The 20,054-nt window shown below is 68.9% G+C and carries 4 protein-coding genes and 2 pseudogenes; all 6 read right to left on the reverse strand.

What is annotated here, in order from left to right; genetic code table 11:
• Window positions 1–143: 143 nt before the first annotated feature.
• Entirely contained in the window at window positions 144–3,212 is a 3,069-nt protein-coding gene (locus G6N55_RS04470) for a type I polyketide synthase (protein ID WP_085225455.1), read from the reverse strand.
• Window positions 3,212–9,576: pseudogene (locus G6N55_RS04475) on the reverse strand (SDR family NAD(P)-dependent oxidoreductase). Before G6N55_RS04475 ends, G6N55_RS04470 begins: the two are co-directional and overlap by 1 nt.
• Before the next feature lie 17 nt (window positions 9,577–9,593).
• Window positions 9,594–16,003: pseudogene (locus G6N55_RS04480) on the reverse strand (SDR family NAD(P)-dependent oxidoreductase).
• Between the two features lie 140 nt (window positions 16,004–16,143).
• Entirely contained in the window at window positions 16,144–17,205 is a 1,062-nt protein-coding gene (locus G6N55_RS04485) for a type III polyketide synthase (RefSeq protein WP_085225461.1), read from the reverse strand.
• Between the two features lie 150 nt (window positions 17,206–17,355).
• Window positions 17,356–18,780, reverse strand: a complete 1,425-nt coding sequence (gene argH / locus G6N55_RS04490; protein WP_085225462.1) for an argininosuccinate lyase — start codon at window positions 18,778–18,780, stop codon at window positions 17,356–17,358.
• A gap of 55 nt (window positions 18,781–18,835) precedes the next feature.
• Window positions 18,836–20,044 (reverse strand): argininosuccinate synthase, encoded by a 1,209-nt coding sequence (locus G6N55_RS04495; protein ID WP_085225464.1) that lies wholly within the window; start codon window positions 20,042–20,044, stop codon window positions 18,836–18,838.
• Between the last annotated feature and the right edge of the window lie 10 nt (window positions 20,045–20,054).

A 20,054-nucleotide genomic window follows, 5' to 3' on the forward strand; every position in this document is an offset into this window, starting at 1 on the left:
GACCTCTACCTAAAACGATTCCCCCCCGTTGCACGAAAGCTTATGCGGTCTGGTTCAGTGCCGCAAAGATACGGCTATTCAACATGTGTCGCATATCACTCGCGGTGAGGGACGCGTAATCAGGCCTGCCAGCGTGGATTTCGTCATTCAGCATCATCCACGTCGTCGGACTCCAACGCCATAGCAATGAGCGCATCGGGGCTCAACGAGTCGATGACGTCATCGTCGATCGCGGGAGCGACGAGCTCGGACTCGCCGGCCAGCAGCAGGAGCTTGTCGAGTAAGCCGGTGCGCCGAAGTTCGCGCAGCGGAATTTTTCTCAGTGCCCGCCACGTCTTCTCGTCGTCGGACTCGCCGCGATCGTCGTGCAGCAGCTGATGCCGGAGTTGTTCGGCCAGCGCCAACGGGGTCGGAAAGTCGAAGATCAGGGTGCGCGACAAGGCCAACCCGGTGGCGGCCTTGAGGCGGTTGCGAAGTTCGACGCCGGTCAGTGATTCAAAGCCGATCTCGGAGAAGGCGCGCTCGACATCGATGTCACGACTGCTCGGGTGCCCCAACACGGTTGCCGCATGCGTGCACACCAGTTCCACCAGGTGCCGGCGCTGGTCTTCGGGGGTCAGCGCCTGCAACCGCTCGGCCAGATCCGCCGCCCGGTCCAACAACGGAGCGGGCGCCTCCGCGCGTAGGCCCAGCCAAAAGCGTTGCCGGGCAAAACCATACGTCGGCAGCTCGACTCGGCGTCCGCCCAGGCCGTGCAGAACCGACGGCCAGTCGACCGTCGCGCCGTGGGCGAATAGTTGCCCGGCCGCGGTCAGCAGCGTGTCGATTTCGGGCCGGTCCGTGACCAGCGTTGGCACCGCGGCGGCGTGCTCGGTGTTCAGCGACTGCTCCACCGCCGCGCTCAGGCCGGCCGCCGGGCCCACCTCGGCAAAAACCTTGGCGCCCAGCGATTCCGCCAGCCGCACCCCGTCGGCAAAGCGCACCGGCCGACGCACGTGCTCGGCCCAATACTGCGCCGATCCGTAGTCGGCGTCGGCCAATTGACCAGTCACGTTGGATACCAAACCAATCCGCGGCTGATCCGCCTTGATGTCGGATATCAGCCGGGCAAATTCGTCAATCATGGGCTCTACCAACACCGAATGAAACGCGTGCGACACCGCCAGCCGATGTACCCGCGCGCCGTGGCGCGCCAATCGGTCGGCCACCGCTCCCACCTGGGGCTCGGCACCCGAAAGCACCACGGAATGCTGCGCATTGACCGCCGCGATCGCCACACCGTCGGCGAGTAGCGGCGTCACGTCGTCCTCGCCGGCCCCCACCGCGATCATCGCGCCGCCGGCCGGCAGGCCCGCCATCAGGCGCCCCCGCACCGCCACCAACCGCGCGGCGTCGTCCAGCGTGAGTACGCCGGCAATGTGGGCCGCGGTGATCTCCCCCACCGAATGGCCCATCACCAGATCGGGATCAGTTCCCCAGCTTTGCAGCAACGCCGCCAATGCCACCTCGATGGCGAACAATGCCGGCTGGGCGAACTCGGTGTTCACCAGCAGTTGCGGGTCGAGACCCCAGATCACGTCGCGCAAACCCGAACGCAGCTGCGCATCCAACGCGTCGACAGCCTCGTCGAAAGCCCGGGCGAAAACCGGAAACCGTTCGTGGAGCTGCCGGCCCATCCCCGGCCATTGCGAGCCCTGGCCCGGGAATACGAACACGGTCTTGCCGCTCGCCCGGGCCCGGCCGGCCACCGCCCCCGGCTCACCGGCGGCCAACCGCGTCAACCCCGCTGTGAGGGATTGACGTTGGCTGCCCACCAGCACCGCCCGATGTTCGAACGTCGAGCGCGTGGTCGCCAGCGACCACGCCACATCCGTCGCCGTCGATTCGTCGTCGGCCGCGAGGTGGGCGGCCAACCGTGCGGCCTGGTTGGTCAGGGCTTGCTCCGAACGCGCCGACAGCACCCAGGGTAGCGGGGTGACCCGTTGCGGCTCGGCCACCACACTGTCCGGCTGTGCGGGCGCCTCCTCGAGGATCACATGCGCATTCGTTCCGCCCATTCCGAACGACGACACCCCGGCCCGTCGCGGCCGGCCTTGGTTTGGCCAAGCCTCCAATGCCGTGTTGACTTGCAACCCACGGCTTTTCATATCATTGCCGGACGCCGCGCTGTCGTAGTTGAGACTCGGTGGGATCTCTGCGTTTTCGACAGCCAGCACCGCTTTGAGCAGGCCCGCGATTCCGGCGGCGCTACCGGTGTGGCCGATATTGGTTTTCACCGATCCCACCAGCACCGGGTCCTGACGGGTGGCGAAGATTTCCCCGAGCGCCCGCGCCTCGACCGGGTCGCCGACTTCGGTTCCGGTGCCGTGCGCCTCGATGTAATCGATGTCGTCGGCGCCGAGCCCGGCGCGGTCGAGCGCCCGGCGGATCACGTCGGCTTGCCCCGGAACCGAGGGCACCGTCTGGCCGGCGGAGCTGTGCCCGGCATTGCCGACCGCGCTGCCACGGATCACGGCGCGGATTCTGTTTCCGTCCCTGATGGCGGCGGTCAACGGCTTCAGCAAGACCATGCCGGCGCCCTCGGCCCGCACGTAACCATCGGCGCGTCCGTCGAATGCGTAGGTATGCCCGGACGTCGACATGGCGCCGAATTCCGTTTCGAGCATTGCTGTTTCATCGGCCAGGTTGAGGTGGATACCGCCGGCTATCGCCAGCTGCGACTCGCCGACACCCAGGCTTTCGCAGGCGAGGTGCACCGCGACCAACGACGACGATTGACCGGAGTCGACGATCATGCTGGAGCCCTGCAAGCCGAAAGCATAAGAAATCCGGTTGGCGATCATCGCGCGGCTGACCCCGCCGAACGAGTGATGATCGAGATTGTCCGCACCGTCGCGAAGGGTCAGCACGGCGTAGTCGTCGGTCATCGCCCCGAGGAAGATCGAAACCTGTTCGCCACGCAGGGTTTCCGGCACCAGAAATGCGTCTTCGAAAAGTTCCCACGCCAACTCGAGCGCGACCCGCTGACGCGGGTCCATCGCGGTGGCCTCGCGGGGCGACAGGTTGAAGAAGTCCGCGTCGAACTCGGCGATATCGCCGGGGAGCCGGGTCTCCTCGCGCCCGTCCCGAACGAGACGCCAGAAGTCACGCGGGCCGGCGGCGCCGGGCAACCGGCAGGCAAGGCCGATGATTGCGACGTCGGTGCGTGACATCAGGGGCCGAAGTCGTCGTCGAGGATCGCGAAGAGTTCGCGTTCGGTGGCGGTGGCGATGTCGTCGTCGATGGTGTGCGATTCGCCGGACGTCAGCGGTGGTGGGGCTTCGAGCTCGCTCACGATGGCCTGGATGCGGGCGGCCAGGCGGGTCCTGTCCTCCGGCGTCCAATTGGGTTGATTGACCAGTGTTTGCAACTCGCGGGCGATGTCGTTGAAACGCGCCAGCTGATCCGGCCCGTTCGCGGGCGTGCTCGCGGTCACGGAGCTGAGCTGTTCATCGATGTGTTCGGCCAGCGCCGCCGGCGTGGGGAAGTCGAAGATCAGGCTCGGTGAAAGGGTAAGCCCGGTAGCCATTTTGATGCGGTTGCGCAGTTCGACCGCGGTCAACGAGTCGAACCCGAGGTCTTGGAACGGCAGCGCCGCCTCGACGTCGGCGTTGGACTTGCCGAGAACGGTTGCGGCGTTGGTGCACACCAATTCGACGAGCTGGTGGTGTCGCTGCTCGGGACTCAGTCCCTGCAGCCGGGCGGCCAATCCCGATGTCGACACCGCGGCGTCGGCATCGGTGATCAGTCGCCGCCCCGGCCGGGCAACGAGGTTACGCAGCACGGGCGGCACGGCGCCGCCTGCGCCCAGGCCCGACGAGTCGATGCGGGCGGCGACCAGCAGCGGGCGATCGGCGAGCATGGCCTCGTCGAACAGCTGCAGCGCGTGCGGGGTGGACAGCGGCGCCAGCCCGATTCGGCTCATCCGGGCCTTGTCGCGATCGTCGAGGTGTCGGGTCAGGGTGCTGGCCTGTTCCCAGAGCCCCCAGGCCACCGACAGTCCCGCCAGACCCTGGGTGCGCCGGTAGCCGGCCAGGCCGTCCAGGAAGCTGTTGGCCGCCGCGTAGTTGCCCTGCCCCGGGGAGCCCACGATGCCGGCCATCGACGAGAACATCACGAACGCCGACAGGTCCGCGTCCCGGGTGAGCTCGTGCAGGTTCCAGGCGCCGTCGACCTTGGCCCGCAGCACGGTGTCCAGGCGTTGCGGCGTCAACGACGCGATCAGCCCGTCATCGATCACCCCGGCGGCGTGGAACACACCCTTGAGCGGATATTCGGTAGGCAGTCGAGTAAGCAGTCCCGCCAACGCATCTCGATCGGCGACATCGCAGGCCTCCACCGAGACTTCGGCCCCGGCCGCCGTGAGCCGCTCGGTCAGCTCTGCCACTCCCTGGCCGTCGGCGCCGCTGCGGCTGACCAGCACCACATGGGCCACGCCGTAGCGTGCCACCAGATGTGCGGCCACCGCCGAGCCGGCCATCCCGGTGCCCCGGTGATCAGCACGCTGCCACCGGCCAGGCCGCCGCCCGAACTCGCCAGCACCGGATCGTCCGGGCCATCCGGCAGCGTCAGCACCACCTTGCCGATTTGACGGGCCTGGCTGACGTACCGATACGCCGCCGACGCGCATCGAACATCAAACGCCTTGACCGGCAACGGCTTCAACACGCCCGCGTCGAAGAGTTCGAGCAAGTCGGACAGCATCGATGCGATGCGGGCCGGGCCGGCCTCCATCAGGTCGAAGGCCCGGTACCTCACCCCCGGTGCCATCGACGCGGGATCACGCAGGTCGGTCTTGCCCATCTCGATGAAACGCCCACCACCGACCAGCAACCGCAGCGAAGCGTCCAGGAACTCCCCGGCCAGCGAGTTGAGCACCACGTCAACCCCGGCACCGCCGGTGGTGGCCAGAAACTTCTCCTCGAAATCCACCGTCCGGGTATCGCCGATGTGGTCGTCGTCAAAACCCATCGCGCGCAACGTATCCCACTTACCACGGCTGGCAGTCGCGAACACTTCCGCACCCCAATGCCGGGCCAGCTGCACCGCCGCCATCCCCACCCCACCGGTGGCCGCATGCACCAACACCCGCTCCCCGGCCTTCAGCCCGGCCAGCGCCGACAACCCGTACAACGCGGTCAGGAACACCACCGGCACGCTCGCGGCCTGCGGCAGCGACCAGCCCGCCGGCACCGTCGTCACCAGCCGCGCATCCACCACGGCCTCGGAGCCGACGACCCCCAACAAGCCCATCACGGTGTCGCCAACAGCAAGCCCTTCGACACCAGGACCGACCTCGAGCACGATCCCGGCGCCCTCGGCGCCGAGTTCACCGCCGCCGGGATACATGCCCAACGCCACCAACACATCCCGGAAGTTCACCCCGACCGCGGCCACCGCCACCCGCACCTGACCGGAAGCCGGCTCCGTCGGTGCGGCCGGAGCAACCACCACGTCTTCCAGAGTGCCGCCGCCACCAGCGGCCAACCGCCAGCCGCCGGCCGGCAGCTCCAGCACCGCGCCGGCCCCGACGGCACCCAGGCGCGCCGCGTGCGCGACACCGGAGCGCACCACCACTTGCGGTTCACCGCACGCGACGACCTCGGCAACGTCCAGTGATCCGTCCGAATCGACCAACACCACCCGCCCCGGCTGCTCGGCCTGCGCCGACCGCACCAAACCCCACACCGCCGCACCCGCCAGATCCGTGACATCCTCACCGGCCAGGCCCACCGCGCCATGCGTCAGCACGACCAACAGCCCCGCGTCGTCACCGGCCAGCCACGACTGCAACACACCCAACGCCGCACGAGTCGCCGCATACACCGACCCGACCCCAGCACCGGCCCCGAAGCCCGGCTCCCACACCATCAAACCCTCGGCGGCCACGGCGTTGGGCTCCAACGACACCGGGGACCATGCGACTTCATAGAGTCCGCCACCGCCACCGGCGGCCGCCGCCAACGCGGCCGCCAGCGCACCGATCGAGATCGGCCGAACCACCAATTCCCGCACCGATAGCACCGGCAGGCCCGCCCCGTCGGCCAAGTCGACCGACACCGCCCCGGTGCCCGCCGGTGCGATCCGCACCCGAACCCGGGATGCCCCGGCGGCGTGCAAACACACTCCCTGCCAAGAGAACGGCAGCATCGTCGAATCGCCACCCTCGGCGATCCCCCAGGCGTGCAACGCGGCATCCAGCACGACGGGATGAATCCCGAAGCCGCCCATGGTCACACCCTCGCCGGCACTCACTTCGGCAAAGACCTCTTGCCCGCGCCGCCACAGGGTGCGCAGGCCGCGAAATGCCGGCCCGTACTCGTAACCCCGCGCCGCCAGCACCTCGTACACGTCGCCGGCTTCGACCACGGATGCCCCGACCGGCGGCCATATCGACAGGTCGGCTGCGGGTTCGGACAGCGCGGCACTCAACGCGCCCTGCGCGTGCAGCACCCAGACCGAATCCGGGGCCGCACCACGCGAATACACCCACACCGCCCGCGATCCCGACTCCCCCGCGGCGTCCACGACGACCTGTACCCGCGCCGCCCCTCCCGGCGGCAGCACCAACGGCGCCAACAACGTGAGCTCGTCGACCACGGAGCAACCGACCTCGTCGCCGGCCCGCAGCGCCAGCTCCACGAACCCGGCGCCGGGGAACAACACCACACCGTCGACGACGTGATCGGCGAGCCAGGGTGACCCGCTCACGGACAACGAGCCGGTCAGCACCACGCCGCCGGAATCGGGACGCTCCACCACCGCGCCCAGCAGCGGATGCGTGGCCCGGGTCAAGCCGACACTGGTCACGTTGCCCGATCCGACCGCTCCGGGAGGCAGCCAGAATCGTTGCCGGACAAAGCCATACGTGGGCAGGTCAACCCGGTTCCCGTCGCCGACCGCGGCGGGCCAATCCACCGGGACGCCGATGGTGAACAACTGCCCGAGTGCGAACAGCGCCGACTCCGCTTCGGGGCGGTCTTTGGCCAGCGTGACCACCGATGTCGCCTGCTCGGTGGTCAGCGACTGCTCGACGGCCGCGGTCAGACCGCGGCCCGGACCGACCTCGACGAAGACCCGGGCGCCCAGCGATTCGGCGGCGCGCACCCCGTCGGCGAAACGTACCGGCCCGCGCACGTGCTCGACCCAGTATTGCGGCGATCCGTAGCCGGGCCCGGCCAGCTGTCCAGTCAGGTTGGACACCAGGTCTATTCGCGGCGGTGCCGCCGATACTCCGGCCACCAGGCTCGCGAACTCCTCGAGCATCGGCTCCATCAGCGCCGAATGGAACGCATGCGACACCGCCAGCCGGTGCACCCGCCGGCCCTGCTGTGCGAGCTCGTCGGCCACCGCGGCGACCGCGGCATCCGGACCCGAAATCACCACGGCATTAGGGGCATTCACCGCTGCGAGGTTCACCTCCGCGGTCAGCGACGGCGACACTTCGGCTTCGCCGGCGGCCACCGCGACCATCGCGCCGCCGGACGGCAACGCCGCCATCAACCGACCGCGCCCGGCAACCACTTTGGCCGCGTCGGCGAGCGAGAGCACACCGGCCACGTAGGCCGCAGTGATCTCGCCCACGGAATGACCGGTCACCACGTCGGGCAGCACACCCCAGTGCTGGAGCAGCGCCGCCAACGCCACCTCGACGGCGAACAGCGCGGACTGGGCGAACTCCGTGCTCTGCAGCAGCTCGGCGTCCTCGCCCCAGATCACCTGTCGCAGCGGCAATCGCAGATGCGGATCCAGCGCGGCGAGCGCTTCGTCAAACGCCTGAGCGAACTCGGGGAAGCGCTCGTAGAGCTGCTGGCCCATCCCCAGCCATTGCGACCCTTGGCCCGGAAACACGAACACGGTCTTGCCCGCCGAGCGGACCCGGCCCGCAGTGACACCCAGGCCCGGCTCACCGGCGGCCAGCTCGCTCAACCCGGCGATCAGACGGTCCCGGTCCGTGCCGACCACGACGGCCCGGTGGTCGAACACCGCGCGCGTCGTCACCAGGGACCACGCCACGTCTACCGGGCTCAGCTTCGCGTCACCGGATACCCGCGCCAGCAACCGCTTGGCCTGATTGGTCAGGGCCTGCTCGGAGCGCGCCGACAGCACCCATACCGTTTCTTTCGAATCCGGCTCGGCGGCAACATCTTCGGCTTCCGGAGCGGGTGGCTGTTCGATGATCACGTGGGCGTTGGTCCCGCTGATCCCGAACGACGACACCCCGGCCCGGCGTGGCCCATCCCCGCTCGGCCACGGCCGCGACTCCGTCAGCAACGACACCGCGCCCGATGACCAATCCACATGCGGGGAAGGCACGTCCACGTGCAAGCTCTGCGGCAGCACCCCGTGCTGGATCGCCTCGATCATCTTGATGACGCCGGCCACGCCCGCGGCGGCCGACGTATGACCGATGTTGGATTTGATCGACCCCAACCACAGCGGACGGTCCGCCGGTCGATCCTGGCCGTAGGTGGCCAACAACGCTTGCGCCTCAATCGGATCGCCCAGCACGGTTCCGGTGCCGTGCCCTTCGACCACGTCAACGTCCGCCGCGGTGAGGCCCGCGCTGGCCAGCGCCATGCGGATGACGCGTTGCTGGGAGGGCCCGTTCGGTGCGGTCAGCCCGTTGGAGGCGCCATCCTGATTAACGGCGGTGCCCCGCACGATCGCCAATACCGGGTGCCCGGTCCGGCGCGCGTCGGCCAGCCGCTCCACCACCAGGACGCCGGCACCTTCCGACCAAGCGGTGCCGTCAGCGGCCCCGGCGTACACCTTGCAGCGGCCATCCGGGGCCAGCGCCCGCTGACGGCTGAACTCCACGAACGCGGCGGGCGTGGCCATCACCGTGACACCACCGACCAGGGCCAGGTCGCATTCGCCCGAGCGCAGCGACTGCGCGGCCAAATGCAGCGCCACCAACGACGACGAGCACGCGGTATCCACCGACACCGCGGGACCTTCCAGACCCAGCACATACGACACCCGGCCCGAGGTCACGCTCAACGTCGAGCCGGTGAGCCCGTAGCCCTCCAGCTCGCCTTCCACCTGCCCGCCGTACCCGGCATGAATCACACCGGCGAACACGCCCGTCGCCGAACCCCGTAACCCCAGCGGGTCAACTCCCGCACGCTCCAAGGCTTCCCAGGACAGCTCCAGCATCAACCGCTGCTGGGGATCCATCGCCAGCGCCTCGCTGGGGCCGACGCCGAAGAACCCGGCATCGAAATCGCCGGCATCGGCGAGAAATGATCCCTGGCTCACGTACATCTTGCCCGGGGCATCGGGATCGGGATCGAATAATCCCGAGACGTCCCAGCCCCGGTCCAGGGGAAAGTCCGACACCGCGTCGCGACCTTCAACCACCATGTCCCACAAGGCTTCCGGTGAATCCGCTCCACCGGGATACCGGCACGCCATCCCGACCACCGCCACCGGTTCGGACAGCTTGCCTTCCAGCTCGGCCACCCGTCGCCGGGTACGCCGCAGATCCGCGGTGAGCCGCTTCAGGTAGTCAAGATGTTTGTCGGTTTCCGACACTGGTGCTCCTTGGCGTCCTACGAGCCGAGTTCTTCGTCGAGGATGGCGAACAGTTCGCTTTCGCTGGCACTGTGGATGTCCTCGTCGTCGGCTTCCTGCTGGTCGTATGGATCCAGGTGGGCGCTGAGCGTTGTCAGCAGGGTCTGGATGCGGGTGGTCAGATGGGGCTTGTCTTCGGGTTGCCAATCGGGTTGGCTCAGCAGCGTTTGCAGCTCCCGGGTGATGTCGTTGAAGCGGGCCATCAGGTTGGGCTGCTCGGCGGGGCCCGAGGTCGTGGGAACCACCAGCCGGGTGTCGAGATGTTCGGCCAGCACGATCGGCGTCGGGTAGTCGAATATCAGTGTCGGCGAAAGGGTAAGTCCGGTCGCGGTTTTGATCCGGTTGCGCAGTTCGACCGCGGTGAGCGAGTCGAATCCGAGGTCTTGGAACACGCTTGCCGCATTGATGTCTCCGGCGTTCGGACGGCCCAGCACCGTGGCGGCGTTGCGGCAGACCAGGTCCACGAGTTCACCGTGTCGCTGCTCGGCCGACAGGCCCTGCAGGCGGGCGATGAGGCTGGTCGTCGAAGCGGAGGTGGTGTCGGACTCGTCGATGACCCGCCGGATCGGGCGCGCGACCAGCTGACTCAGGAGCGGGGGCAGCGTGGCGCCGTTGTCGGCCAACGCGCCGGGGTCGATGCGGGCGGCGACCAGCACGGGGCGTTCGGCCAGCATCGCGGTATCGAACAGTCGCAGGGCCTGCTCGGTTGCCATGGGAGCGAGCCCGATTCGGCTCATCCGGGCCTTGTCGCGATCGTCGAGGTGTCGGGTCAGGGTGCTGGCCTGTTCCCAGAGCCCCCAGGCCACCGACAGTCCCGCCAGACCCTGGGTGCGCCGGTAGCCGGCCAGGCCGTCCAGGAAGCTGTTGGCCGCCGCGTAGTTGCCCTGCCCCGGGGAGCCCACGATGCCGGCCATCGACGAGAACATCACGAACGCCGACAGGTCCGCGTCCCGGGTGAGCTCGTGCAGGTTCCAGGCGCCGTCGACCTTGGCCCGCAGCACGGTGTCCAGGCGTTGCGGCGTCAACGACGCGATCAGCCCGTCATCGATCACCCCGGCGGCGTGGAACACACCCTTGAGCGGATATTCGGTAGGCAGTCGAGTAAGCAGTCCCGCCAACGCATCTCGATCGGCGACATCGCAGGCCTCCACCGAGACTTCGGCCCCGGCCGCCGTGAGCCGCTCGGTCAGCTCTGCCACTCCCTGGCCGTCGGCGCCGCTGCGGCTGACCAGCACCACATGGGCCACGCCGTAGCGTGCCACCAGATGTGCGGCCACCGCCGAGCCGGCCATCCCGGTGCCCCCGGTGATCAGCACGCTGCCACCGGCCAGGCCGCCGCCCGAACTCGCCAGCACCGGATCGTCCGGGCCATCCGGCAGCGTCAGCACCACCTTGCCGATTTGACGGGCCTGGCTGACGTACCGATACGCCGCCGACGCGCATCGAACATCAAACGCCTTGACCGGCAACGGCTTCAACACGCCCGCGTCGAAGAGTTCGAGCAAGTCGGACAGCATCGATGCGATGCGGGCCGGGCCGGCCTCCATCAGGTCGAAGGCCCGGTACCTCACCCCCGGTGCCATCGACGCGGGATCACGCAGGTCGGTCTTGCCCATCTCGATGAAACGCCCACCACCGACCAGCAACCGCAGCGAAGCGTCCAGGAACTCCCGGCCAGCGAGTTGAGCACCACGTCAACCCCGGCACCGCCGGTGGTGGCCAGAAACTTCTCCTCGAAATCCACCGTCCGGGTATCGCCGATGTGGTCGTCGTCAAAACCCATCGCGCGCAACGTATCCCACTTACCACGGCTGGCAGTCGCGAACACTTCCGCACCCCAATGCCGGGCCAGCTGCACCGCCGCCATCCCCACCCCACCGGTGGCCGCATGCACCAACACCCGCTCCCCGGCCTTCAGCCCGGCCAGCGCCGACAACCCGTACAACGCGGTCAGGAACACCACCGGCACGCTCGCGGCCTGCGGCAGCGACCAGCCCGCCGGCACCGTCGTCACCAGCCGCGCATCCACCACGGCCTCGGAGCCGACGACCCCCAACAAGCCCATCACGGTGTCGCCAACAGCAAGCCCTTCGACACCAGGACCGACCTCGAGCACGATCCCGGCGCCCTCGGCGCCGAGTTCACCGCCGCCGGGATACATGCCCAACGCCACCAACACATCCCGGAAGTTCACCCCGACCGCGGCCACCGCCACCCGCACCTGACCGGAAGCCGGCTCCGTCGGTGCGGCCGGAGCAACCACCACGTCTTCCAGAGTGCCGCCGCCACCAGCGGCCAACCGCCAGCCGCCGGCCGGCAGCTCCAGCACCGCGCCGGCCCCGACGGCACCAGGCGCGCCGCGTGCGCGACACCGGAGCGCACCACCACTTGCGGTTCACCGCACGCGACGACCTCGGCAACGTCCAGTGATCCGTCCGAATCGACCAACACCACCCGCCCCGGCTGCTCGGCCTGCGCCGACCGCACCAAACCCCACCGCCGCACCCGCCAGATCCGTGACATCCTCACCGGCCAGGCCCACCGCGCCATGCGTCAGCACGACCAACAGCCCCGCGTCGTCACCGGCCAGCCACGACTGCAACACACCCAACGCCGCACGAGTCGCCGCATACACCGACCCGACCCCAGCACCGGCCCCGAAGCCCGGCTCCCACACCATCAAACCCTCGGCGGCCACGGCGTTGGGCTCCAACGACACCGGGGACCATGCGACTTCATAGAGTCCGCCACCCGCCCGCGGCGCCGAGGCCGCCGCCGTCAGTTGGGCCGCCGAGACGGGCCGAACCACCAACTCGCGGACCGACAGAATCGGCAGGCCCGCCCCGTCGGCCAGGTCCACCGACACCGCGGTCACGCCCACCGGCGCGATGCGCACCCGTGCACGGGACGCCCCGGCGGCGTGCAAACACACTCCCTGCCAAGAGAACGGCAGCATGGTCTCGGCCTGGTCGCCGACGACGCCCATGGCGTGCAGCGCGGCATCCACCAGCACCGGATGGATACCGAAACCGTCGACCTTCATTCCGGCGACCTCGGGCACGGCGACCTCGGCGAAAACCTCCTTGCCCAGCCGCCACATGGCCTGCAGACCCTGGAACGCCGGACCGTACTCGTAACCTCGCCCGGTCAGTTGCTCGTACGCGTCGGCGACGTCCACCGCGACCGCTCCCACCGGCGGCCATACCGACAGGTCCGCGGCCGGAGTGCCCGCGCCCGTGCTCAACGCGCCCTCGGCATGCAGTACCCATTCCGAATCGGGCTGCATGCCACGGGAATACACCGATACGACCCGGCGGCCCGCACTACCCGCGGGCCCGACCACGACCTGCACCTGGACCCCGTCGGCGGCCGGCAACAGCAGCGGAGCCGACAGCGTCAACTCGTCGACCACGGAGCAACCGACCTCGTCGCCGGCCCGTAACGCCAGCTCCACGAACCCGGCGCCGGGGAACAACACGATTCCGGCCACTGCGTGGTCGGTCAGCCACGGCTGCGCGGCCAGCGACAGCCGTCCCGTCAGTACAACCGCGCCGGAATCGGGCCGCTGCACCACCGCGCCCAGCAACCCATGCTCGGCCCCGGCCAAGCCCAGACCACTCAGGTCACCACCGCCAATACCCAACGGCGGCAACCAGAATCGACGGCCCTGGAACGCGTACGTGGGCAACTGCACGTGACGGGCGCCGGAGAACACCGCGCGCCAATCCACCGCCACACCCGCCGCGTGGGCCTGACCCGCGGACAGCCAGAACCGGTCCAGCCCGCCGTCGTCGCGGCCCAGCGACGGAATGACGATGGCATCGGCCAGGTTCCGAGCGGCGACGGTGTCTTCGATGCCGGCGACCAGCACCGGATGCGGGCTGGACTCGATGAACACCTGATAACCTGCGTCGCTCGCGGTGCGCACCGCCTGCTCGAATTGCACGGTCTGGCGGATGCTGCGGAACCAGTAGTCGGGGTCGAGGCCGGCGGTGTCGATGGGTTCGCCGGTGACGGTGGAGAAGAAGGTAACCGACGACGAACGCGGCTCGATCCCGCTCAGGGCCTGAGCCAGCGGCTCACGAATCGCGTCGACCTGCGCCGAGTGCGAGGCGTAGTCGACGTCGATCCGGCGGGCCCGCACGCCGGCGCCCTCGCACCGAAGTATCAACTCCTCGAGGGCGTCCACCTCGCCAGAGACCACCATCGCCGAAACACCATTCACCGCAGCAATATTCAGGCGGTCGCCCGCGGGTGCCAACAGCTCGCGCGCCTGCGCCGGGCCGCACGCCAGCGAGACCATGCCCCCGGCGCCCGACAGCTGGACCAGCAGTCGACTGCGCAACGCCACCACCCGAGCGGCATCTTCCAGCGACAGTGCGCCGGCCACGTACGCCGCCGCGATCTCGCCCTGCGAGTGGCCGATGACCGCATCGGGATGCACACCCACCGAGCGCCACAGTTCGGCCAGCGACACCATCATCGCCCAGAGCACCGGCTGCACGACGTCCACCCGATCGAGGCCCGGGGCACCCGCCGCACCTCGGATCACATCGATCAGGGACCACTGCACGTGCTCGCCGAGCGCCTTCTCGCACCGGTTCAACTGCTCGGCGAATACCGGTGAGGTGTCCAACAATTGGGCGCCCATGCCAATCCATTGCGAGCCCTGGCCGGGAAACACGAACACCGTCTTGCCGACCGCCTGGGCACGCCCCACCACGACGTTGGCGCCCGGCTCGCCCGCCGTCAGCCCGGCCAGCCCCGCGACCAGCTCGTCGCGCGCACCGACGACCACCGCCCGATGCTCGAACACCGAGCGGGTCGACACCAGCGACCATCCGACGTCGGCCACACCAAGCTGCGGATCCGCCTGCACGTGTGCCAGCAGCCGCCGCGCCTGGCCCGCCAATGCCTCGGCGGACCGGGCGGACAACACCCACGGAACCACCGCCACGTCGTTATCAGGTGACACCCCAACGCTTTCCACCGGTGGAGCCTGTTCTAGGATCACATGCGCATTCGTCCCGCTGATCCCGAACGACGACACCCCCGCCCGGCGCGGCCGATCCACCGGTGGCCAGGCCCGCTGGTCGGTCAGCAGCGACACCGCACCCGCCGACCAATCCACGTGCGGCGTCGGCACATCCAGGTGCAGCGTCTTGGGCATCACGCCGTGCTGCATGGCCTGCACCATCTTGATCACACCGGCGACGCCCGCCGCCGCCGAGGTGTGGCCCATGTTGGATTTGATCGATCCCAGCCACAACGGCTGGTCGGCCGGGCGGTCCTGCCCGTAGGTCGCCAAGATCGCTTGGGCTTCAATGGGATCGCCCAGCGTGGTGCCGGTCCCGTGGCCCTCCACCAGATCGACGTCCGCCGTACCGAGCCGGGCGTTCTCCAGCGCCGCCCGGATCACTCGCTGCTGCGCCGGCCCGTTAGGCGTCGCCAGCCCGTTGGAGGCGCCGTCCTGATTGACCGCGGAACCCCGCACCACCGCCAGCACCCGATGCCCCAACCGGCGTGCATCCGCGAGGCGCTCCACCACCAGCGCGCCGACACCCTCGGAGAAGCCGGTTCCGTCGGCGGCACCGGCATAGGCCTTGCATCGACCGTCGGCCGACAGCGCCCGTTGCCGGCTGAACTCCACGAACATCGCCGGGGTGGCCATCACGGTCACCCCGCCGACCAGCGCCGCATCGCACTCCCCCGAGCGCAGCGACCGCGCGGCCAGATGCAACGCCACCAGCGACGACGAGCACGCGGTGTCCACCGACACCGCCGGGCCTTCGAGTCCCAGTGAGTACGCGACCCGCCCCGACGCGACACTCAGCGTCGAACCGCGCAGCCCGTACCTCTCCAGGTCACCCGGGACGCGGCCCTGACCGCCGTACGAGCCGTGAAAGATCCCGACGAATACGCCGGTGGGCGAGCCTCGCAGCGTGACCGGGTCAATCCCGGCCCGCTCCAACGCCTCCCACGACACCTCCAGTAGCAGGCGCTGCTGGGGATCCATCGCCAAGGCCTCGCTGGGTGCGATCCCGAAGAACGCAGCATCGAAATCGGCGACGCCCGAGAGGAATCCGCCGCAGCGGTTGTACGACTTGCCGGTCGCGTCCGGATCGGGATCGAACAGCTCGGCCAAATCCCAGCCACGGTCGGCCGGAAAATCGGAGACGACGTCGCGGCCGTCAACGACCATCTCCCACAAGGCCTCCGGGGAATCCACTCCGCCCGGATACCGGCACGCCATGCCCACCACGGCCACCGGTTCGGTCGCTTCCTTGGCCAGCGAAGCCAGGTATTCGCGGTTCTCCCGCTTCAGCCGCTCGTTTTCCTTGAGCGACGCGCGGAGGGCCTTGACCAGCTCTTCAGGAGTGCTATCCATGCAACCCGGCCTTCCGTGCTGCCCACCAAAGCGGGCAAAGCTTCGTCATCGCGCCTATCTGCAAGATATCGGCATCCGGGAAACGCGAATTCAATGGTTCGGGTGTGCCCAGCAGAGGCGGCGAAGTCCACACGCCGGCATCAGTGCCAGCGCAGCAGTACGAGCTCCGAGCAGAAGCCGGGCCCCATCGCGAGCATCAGACCCGGGCTGCCGCTGGGCGGCTTCTTGGCGATGGTGTCGCGCAGCACGTGCAGCACCGACGCCGACGAGAGGTTGCCGATCTCGCCGAGCGATCGCCAGGTCAGTTCCAGCGCGTCCGCCGGCAGGCGCAGCGCCGCGGTGATCGCCTCGATGACCTTCGGGCCGCCGGGGTGACTCACGAACGCGCCGATGTCGGTCGCGGTCAGGCCGTGCGCCCCCAGGAACCCGGTGACGTCGTCTTCGATGTATTGCTCGACGACGGCCGCGACGTCCTTGGACAGCACCAGCTCGAAGCCCTCGGTGCCGACGTCGTAGCCCATCGTGCGCAGCGAATCCGGGTAGAGATGGCTGCGCGAATCCAGGACGTCCGGGCCACCGGCACCGATCTGGGCGGCGCGATTCTCGCCGACGGCAACCACGGAGGCGGCGCCGTCAGCAAACAGGGCACTGCCGACCAGACCGGCCAGTGAGGGCTTGTATCCCGGGTAGGTCAGCGAGCAGAGCTCGACGGAGATCAGGGCGGCCACGCCGTCCGGGTCGCCGCGCAGATAGTCGTTCAGCCGGGCCACACCGGCCGCCCCGGCCACGCAGCCCAGGCCGAACAGCGGCACCCGCCGCACGTCGTCGCGCAGCCCGAGCCGCCCGGCGATCCGGGCGTCGATGGACGGGACCGCCAGTCCGGTGACCGTCGTCGTGAACAGCACATCAAGGTCGCCCGGTTTGAGGCCCGCGTCGTCGAGCGCGCCGGACAGCGCCTCGCAGCCCAGCTCAACCGCATTGTCGATGTAGATCTGGTTGGCCACGCCGAAGTCGGTGAGCCGCGGATAGCGCTCCAGCGGAATGACCAGGTGGCGGCTGTTGACCTTGGCGCTGGTGTGCAGCTGCCGAACGATGTCTTCGTAGTCCTCGAACCCGGGAATGCTGAGGAAAAAGTCGGTGAGTTCTCGCTGGGAATAGCGATACGGCGGCAGTGCGCCGAATACGCCTGCGATGACGCTCATTGGTCCCACCCCTTGGTGACGAACATGCAGGTCGACGGGTTCAACCCGGTAGCTCCGAGCTGCAAGTTTAATCCTCCGAGGCAACGCGCGCCGCAATACGACGCTGACCTGAGACAATAGCCACAGCAAACCGCGGTTCCGCGGCGCGAATCAGCCGCCGAACTGTTCGGCCAGCCGCGACCGCAGCTGTTCGGAAGTGTCCAGGACGCCGCGCAATTGCTCGGCGACCTGGCCGGGCGCGGTGCCACCGCGGGCGTCGCGGGACGACACCGAGCCCTCGATGGTCAGCACCTCACGGACCTGAGGCGTCAGCTCCGGGCTGATAGCCACCAGCTCATCGTCGGTCAGCTCCTCGAGCCCGACGCCGCGGCCCTCGGCCGCACGCACCGCGGCACCCGCGGCCTCGTGTGCGGACCGGAATGGCACTCCCTGACGGACCAGCCATTCGGCGATATCGGTGGCCAGGGTGTAGCCGGCCGGGGCCAGCTCCGCCATCCGCTCGACGTTGAACGTCAGGCTGCCCACCAGCCCGGCCATCGCCGGCAACAGCAGCTCCAGCTGGGCGACCGAATCGAACACCGGCTCCTTGTCTTCCTGCAGGTCACGGTTGTAGGCCAGCGGCTGCGCCTTCAGCGTGGCCAACAGCCCGGCCAGGTTGCCGATCAGCCGCCCCGACTTGCCGCGGGCCAGCTCGGCGATGTCGGGGTTCTTCTTCTGCGGCATGATCGAGCTGCCGGTGGACCAAGAATCGTGCAGCGTGACGTAGCCGAACTCGGTCGAGCTCCAGATGATCATGTCCTCGGCCAGCCGGGACAGGTCCACGCCGATCATGGCCAGGACGAACGCCGCCTCCGCGGCAAAGTCCCGGGCGGCGGTCGCGTCGACGGAATTGGCGGCGGCGGCCGCAAAACCCAGGTCCGCGGCGATCGCGTCGGGATCCAGGCCCAGCGACGAGCCGGCCAGCGCCCCCGAGCCGTACGGGGAGATCGCCGCGCGTTTGTCGAAGTCGGCGATGCGCTCCACATCGCGCAGCAGCGGATGGGCGTGCGCGAGCAGGTGGTGGGCCAGCAGGATCGGCTGCGCGGACTGCAGGTGAGTTTTGCCGGGCATGACGGCCGTCGGATGGGCGGCGGCCTGGGCCGCCAGCGCGGCGACGACGTCCAGCGCCCCGGCGGCGACCCGGCGGACCGCGTCGCGCAGCCACATCCGAAACAGCGTGGCCACCTGGTCGTTGCGAGACCGCCCGGCCCGCAGCCGGCCGCCCAGATCCGGCCCGACCCGGTCGATCAGTCCCCGCTCCAGCGCGCCGTGCACGTCCTCGTCGGTGACCAGCGGGCCGAAGCTGCCGTCGGCGATGTCCTCGGCGAGGCTGTCCAGCCCGGCCAGCAGGCCGTCGCGCTGTTCCTCGGTGAGCAGGCCCGCCCGGAACAACACGATGGTGTGCGCCCGCGACGCGATGACGTCGTAGGGCGCCAGCACCCAGTCGAAGTGGGTGGACTTGCTCAGGGCGGCCAGTGCGTCGGACGGCCCGTCGGCGAACCGTCCGCCCCACAGCGATCCCTCGCGCGTGCTCACCTTTCCCCCGCGAGCAGACGCAAAAGTGCCTTTGCGCTCGGCGTGTCGGGGGATTTCACGTCTGCTCGCCGTGGAAGTCGCGGCGGGCCGCGAGCTTGGAGGACAGGCCGTGCACGTAGACGAAGCCCTTCGCCTTCGACTGGTCGAAGGTGTCGCCCTCGTCGTAGGTGGCCAGGTTGAAGTCGTAGAGGGATTCCGGACTGCGGCGTCCGTTGACCGCAATGTGCCCGCCGTGCAACACCAATCGGATCTCACCGGACACATGCTCCTGCGTCTTGGCGACGAAGGACTCCAGCGCGATCTTCAGCGGCGAGTACCAGAGCCCGTCGTACACCAGCTCGCCCCAGCGCTGGTCGGTCTGGCGCTTGAACCGGGCCAGCTCACGCTCCAGCGTGACGTGCTCGAGTTCGGTGTGCGCGGTGATCAGCACCATTGCGCCGGGCGCCTCGTAGATCTCGCGGCTCTTGATACCCACCAGCCGGTCCTCGACGACGTCGAGACGCCCGACGCCCTGGGCGCCGGCGCGCGCGTTGAGTTCCTCGATGGCCTGCAACACCGTCACCGGCTTGCCGTCGATCGACACCGGGACGCCCTTCTCAAAGCCGACGATGACCTCGTCGGGCGTGCTCCAGTTGAGGGTGGGGTCCTCGGTGTAGGAGTAGACGTCCTTGGTGGGCGCGTTCCAAAGGTGTTCCAGGAAGCCGGTTTCCACCGCGCGGCCCCACACGTTCTGGTCGATGGAGAACGGCGAACGCTTGGTGACGTTGATCGGGATGGCGTTCTCCTCGGCGAACGCGATCGCCTTCTCACGCGTCCACGCGTAGTCGCGGACCGGCGCCAGCACTTCCAAATCCGGTGCCAGCGAGCCGAATCCGACCTCGAAGCGGACCTGGTCGTTGCCCTTGCCGGTGCACCCGTGCGCGACGATGCCGCCCCCGTACTCGCGGGCGGCCGCGACCAGATGCTTGACGATCAGTGGCCGGCTGATCGCCGACACCAGCGGGTAGCGATCCATGTACAGCGCGTTGTTCAGGATGGTGGGCAGGCAATAGCCGTCGGCGAATTCGTCGCGGGCATCGATGACGACCGCCTCGACCGCGCCGCAGTCCAGGGCGCGTTGCCGGATGACGTCCATGTCCTCGCCGCCCTGGCCGAGGTCGATCGCGACCGCCACCACCTCACGGCCGGTCTCCTTGCCTATCCAGCTGATGGCCACCGAGGTGTCCAGACCGCCGGAATACGCCAGGATGACGCGTTCTGACATGAATCAATCT

Source organism: Mycobacterium florentinum (assembly GCF_010730355.1).
Classification (GTDB): Bacteria; Actinomycetota; Actinomycetes; order Mycobacteriales; family Mycobacteriaceae; genus Mycobacterium; species Mycobacterium florentinum.

Excerpts from the sequence above, each read along its gene's own strand:
- G6N55_RS04470 (WP_085225455.1), bottom strand. The coding sequence starts at position 3,212 with ATGTCACGCACCGACGTCGCAATCATCGGCCTTGCCTGCCGGTTGCCC.
- G6N55_RS04495 (WP_085225464.1), bottom strand. The coding sequence starts at position 20,044 with ATGTCAGAACGCGTCATCCTGGCGTATTCCGGCGGTCTGGACACCTCG.
- G6N55_RS04485 (WP_085225461.1), bottom strand. The coding sequence starts at position 17,205 with ATGAGCGTCATCGCAGGCGTATTCGGCGCACTGCCGCCGTATCGCTAT.